Origin of the sequence: Cellulomonas olei (assembly GCF_039548315.1) — a bacterium.
Lineage (GTDB): Bacteria > Actinomycetota > Actinomycetes > Actinomycetales > Cellulomonadaceae > Cellulomonas.
On record NZ_JBCLVN010000003.1, the window covers coordinates 1 to 3,591 of the forward strand.

The window sequence follows — 3,591 nt, forward strand, 5'->3', positions numbered from 1 at the left end:
GTCCGCCCTGGACGTGTCGGTGCAGGCGCGGGTGCTCGAGCTGTTCGCGGAGCTGCAGGAGAGCCTCGGGTTCGCGTGCCTGTTCATCAGCCACGACCTGGCCGTGGTCGACCTGCTCGCCGACCGGATCGCGGTGCTGCACCGCGGCCGGCTGGTCGAGGAGGGCACCGGCGAGCAGGTGCTCGGCAGCCCGCGCGAGGAGTACACCCGGCGGCTGCTGGCGTCCCTGCCGGTGCCGGACCCGGACGAGCAGGCCGCACGGCGCGAGGCCTGGCGCGCCCTGGCCTGACGCACCCGCCGCACCGCACGCGAGCGCGTCCTCCCCGTCGGGAGGGCGCGCTCGCTGCCGTACGGGGCCCGGTCGCCGGTGTCGGGAATACCCCAGGGGGGTATACGGTTGGGTGCTGACGGAGGGGCCCGCACGCGACCCCCCGCGACGACAGGGAGCAGCGCGATGCACGGCTACACCAGCGACAAGGACGACTACCTCAAGCGCCTCAAGCGCATCGAGGGCCAGGTGCGCGGCATCGCCCGCATGGTCGACGAGGACGTGTACTGCATCGACGTCCTCACCCAGGTCGCCGCCGTCACCAAGGCGCTCCAGGCGGTGAGCATCGGGCTGGTCGAGGACCACCTGGGCCACTGCGTCGTGGACGCCGCCCGCCAGTCGCCCGAGGCCGGGGCCGAGAAGGTCCGCGAGGCCTCCGAGGCGATCGCCCGGCTCGTCCGGTCCTGACACCCGCACACCGAGAGGAACACCCCCATGAGCCAGACCACCACGTTCTCCGTCGACGGCATGACCTGCGGCAACTGCGTGCGGCACGTCACCGAGGAGCTCACCGCGATCCCGGGGGTCACGGACGTGCAGGTGCAGCTCGTCGCCGGCGGCTCGTCGCCCGTGACCGTGACCTCCGACGCCCCGCTGTCCGACGCCGCGGTCGCCGCCGCCGTCGACGAGGCCGGCTACGCCGTCACCCCGCGGGGGTCGCTGCTGTGACAGCCGACGGCACCCGCTCCCCCGCCGGCGTCAGCGCCGGCCTGCCCGTCGCGCCCGCCGGCACCGTCGACCTCGCGGTCGAGGGCATGACCTGCGCGTCCTGCGTCGCCCGCGTCGAGAAGCGGCTCAACCGCGTCCCCGGCGCCCGCGCGACCGTGAACCTCGCGCTCGAGTCCGCGCACGTGGAGCTCGAGCCCGCCGAGGACGGCACCGTCCCGGACACCGACGCGCTCGTCGCAGCCGTCCGCGCCGCCGGGTACGACGCCCGCGTGACGTCGCACCGCCCCGCGCGCGACACTTCGCACGACACCGCGCACAGCGCCGGGCACGACACCGCGCACGACGCCGGGCACGCCGGCATGGACCCGCGCGAGCACGCCCTGTCCGGGCACACCATGGCGCCGGGTCACGACATGGATCCCGACGAGGACACCTCCGCCCCGACCGACGCGCGCGGCACGGACCTGCGCCGCCGGCTGCGGGTCGCGACCGTCCTGACGGTGCCCGTGCTGCTGCTCTCGATGGTCCCGGCGTGGCAGTTCCGCGGCTGGCAGTGGCTCGTCGCGGTGCTCGCCCTGCCCGTCGCGACCTGGGCGGCCTGGCCCTTCCACCGCGCCGCCGTCCGCGCGGCCCGCCACGGCGCGTCGACGATGGACACCCTGGTGTCGATCGGCATCGTCGCGGCGACCGGGTGGTCGCTGTGGGCGCTGCTGCTCGGTGGCGCCGGGACGCTCGGCATGACCATGACGCCGACGCTCTGGCCTGCCGCGGACGACGGCATGGGCGCGCACATGCCCGAGCTGTACTTCGAGGTCGCGGCCGTCGTCACCACGTTCCTGCTGGCCGGCCGGTACGCCGAGCACCGCTCCCGCCGCCGCGCCGGCGACGCCCTGCGGGCCCTGCTGGACCTGGGCGCGAAGGACGTCGCGCTGCTGGTCACCGGCCCCGACGGCCGGCGCACGGAGCAGCGCGTGCCCGTCGACCGGCTGCGGGCCGGCGACGAGTTCGCCGTCCGCCCCGGGGAGAAGCTCGCCACGGACGGCGTCGTCGTGTCCGGCACCAGCGCCGTCGACACGAGCCTGCTGACCGGCGAGCCCGTGCCCGTCGACGTCGGCCCGGGCGACGAGGTGGTCGGCGCGACGATCAACACGGGCGGCCACCTGGTGGTCCGCGCGACGCGCGTCGGCGACGAGACCCGCCTGGCGCAGATCGGCCGCCTGGTCGCGGCCGCGCAGACGGGCAAGGCACCCGTGCAGCGGCTGGCCGACCGGATCTCGGCGGTGTTCGTCCCCGTGGTGCTGGTGATCGCCGTCGTCACGCTGGGCGTGTGGCTCGCGAGCGGGGCGTCCGCGCAGGCCGCCTTCACCGCGGCCGTGGCCGTGCTGATCATCGCCTGCCCCTGCGCCCTCGGGCTCGCCACGCCGACCGCGCTGCTGGTCGGCACCGGCCGCGGCGCGCAGCTCGGCGTCCTCATCAAGGGCCCCGAGACGCTCGAGCAGACCCGCACGGTCGACACGGTGGTGCTCGACAAGACCGGCACCGTGACCGAGGGCCGCATGGCGCTGGTCGACGTGCTGCCGGCCGCCGGCGAGGACCGCGCGGAGGTGCTCCGGCTCGCGGGTGCGGTCGAGGCGCTCGCCGAGCACCCGATCGCCCGGGCCGTGGCGGAGGCCGCGGCGGGGTCGCACACGGGGTCGCACACGGGCGCCGGCGCCGACGGCGTGGCCATCGGGTCGGACCAGGTGCACGAGTTCCGGGCCGAGGCCGGCCACGGCGTCAGCGGCGTGGTCCGCGCGGCGCACGCCGGCGTGGGCCTGTCCCGCCGCGTGCTGGTCGGCAGGCCGCGCTGGCTGGCCGCCCAGGGCGTGACCCTGGACGACGACCTGACCGCCCGGTTCGAGGCATCGGAGGCCGACGGCGCGACCGCCGTGGTCGCCGCCTGGGACGGGGCCGCGCGCGGCGTGCTCGTGCTGCGGGACCCGGTCAAGGCCACCTCGCGGCAGGCCGTCGCCGAGCTGCGGGACCTCGGCCTGCGGCCCGTCCTGCTCACGGGCGACAACGCGGGTGCGGCCCGTGCCGTCGCCCGGGAGGTCGGCATCGCGGAGGCCGACGTGGTCGCCGAGGTGCTGCCGGCCGACAAGGTCGACGTCGTGGCGCGGCTGCAGTCCGAGGGCCGCCGGGTCGCGATGGTCGGCGACGGCGTCAACGACGCGGCCGCCCTCGCCACCGCCGACCTCGGGCTCGCCATGGGCACCGGCACGGACGTGGCCATCGAGGCCGCCGACGTGACGCTCGTCCGCGGCGACCTGCGGTCCGCCCCGCAGGCCGTCCGCCTGTCGCGCCGCACGCTGCGGATCATCAAGCAGAACCTGTTCTGGGCGTTCGCCTACAACGTCGCGGCCATCCCGCTCGCGGCGCTCGGTCTGCTGAACCCGATGATCGCGGGCGCCGCGATGGCGTTCTCCTCGGTGCTGGTCGTGGGCAACTCGCTCCGGCTGCGCCGCTTCGCCTGACACGCCCCGGCCTGCCGGACCGCCGTCGAGATTGCCGCAGATGCGGGGTTCGAGCCCGGCGGTTTCAGGCGGCGGTTGCAA

At 76.1% G+C, this 3,591-nt stretch carries 3 protein-coding genes and 1 pseudogene; all 4 read left to right on the forward strand.

The genetic code is table 11. From position 1 onward, the window contains the following. Positions 1-289: pseudogene (locus AAHH18_RS01480) on the forward strand (glutathione ABC transporter ATP-binding protein); the annotation flags it as partial. Positions 290-454: 165 nt separating this feature from the next. Continuing rightward, complete coding sequence (locus AAHH18_RS01485; protein ID WP_122150577.1) at positions 455-736, forward strand: metal-sensitive transcriptional regulator; 282 nt, start codon at positions 455-457, stop codon at positions 734-736. 27 nt (positions 737-763) lie between these two features. Then, complete coding sequence (locus AAHH18_RS01490) at positions 764-997, forward strand: heavy-metal-associated domain-containing protein (protein WP_222170800.1); 234 nt, start codon at positions 764-766, stop codon at positions 995-997. Positions 998-1,083: 86 nt separating this feature from the next. Continuing rightward, positions 1,084-3,510 carry a heavy metal translocating P-type ATPase gene (locus tag AAHH18_RS01495; RefSeq protein WP_459349058.1) on the forward strand — a complete coding sequence of 809 codons (2,427 nt, stop codon included), beginning with the start codon at positions 1,084-1,086 and terminating at the stop codon, positions 3,508-3,510. The last annotated feature ends 81 nt before the right edge of the window (positions 3,511-3,591 follow it).

Coding starts and splice junctions, on each gene's coding strand:
- AAHH18_RS01485 (WP_122150577.1), top strand. CDS start 455: ATGCACGGCTACACCAGCGACAAGGACGACTACCTCAAGCGCCTCAAG.
- AAHH18_RS01490 (WP_222170800.1), top strand. CDS start 764: ATGAGCCAGACCACCACGTTCTCCGTCGACGGCATGACCTGCGGCAAC.
- AAHH18_RS01495 (WP_459349058.1), top strand. CDS start 1,084: ATGACCTGCGCGTCCTGCGTCGCCCGCGTCGAGAAGCGGCTCAACCGC.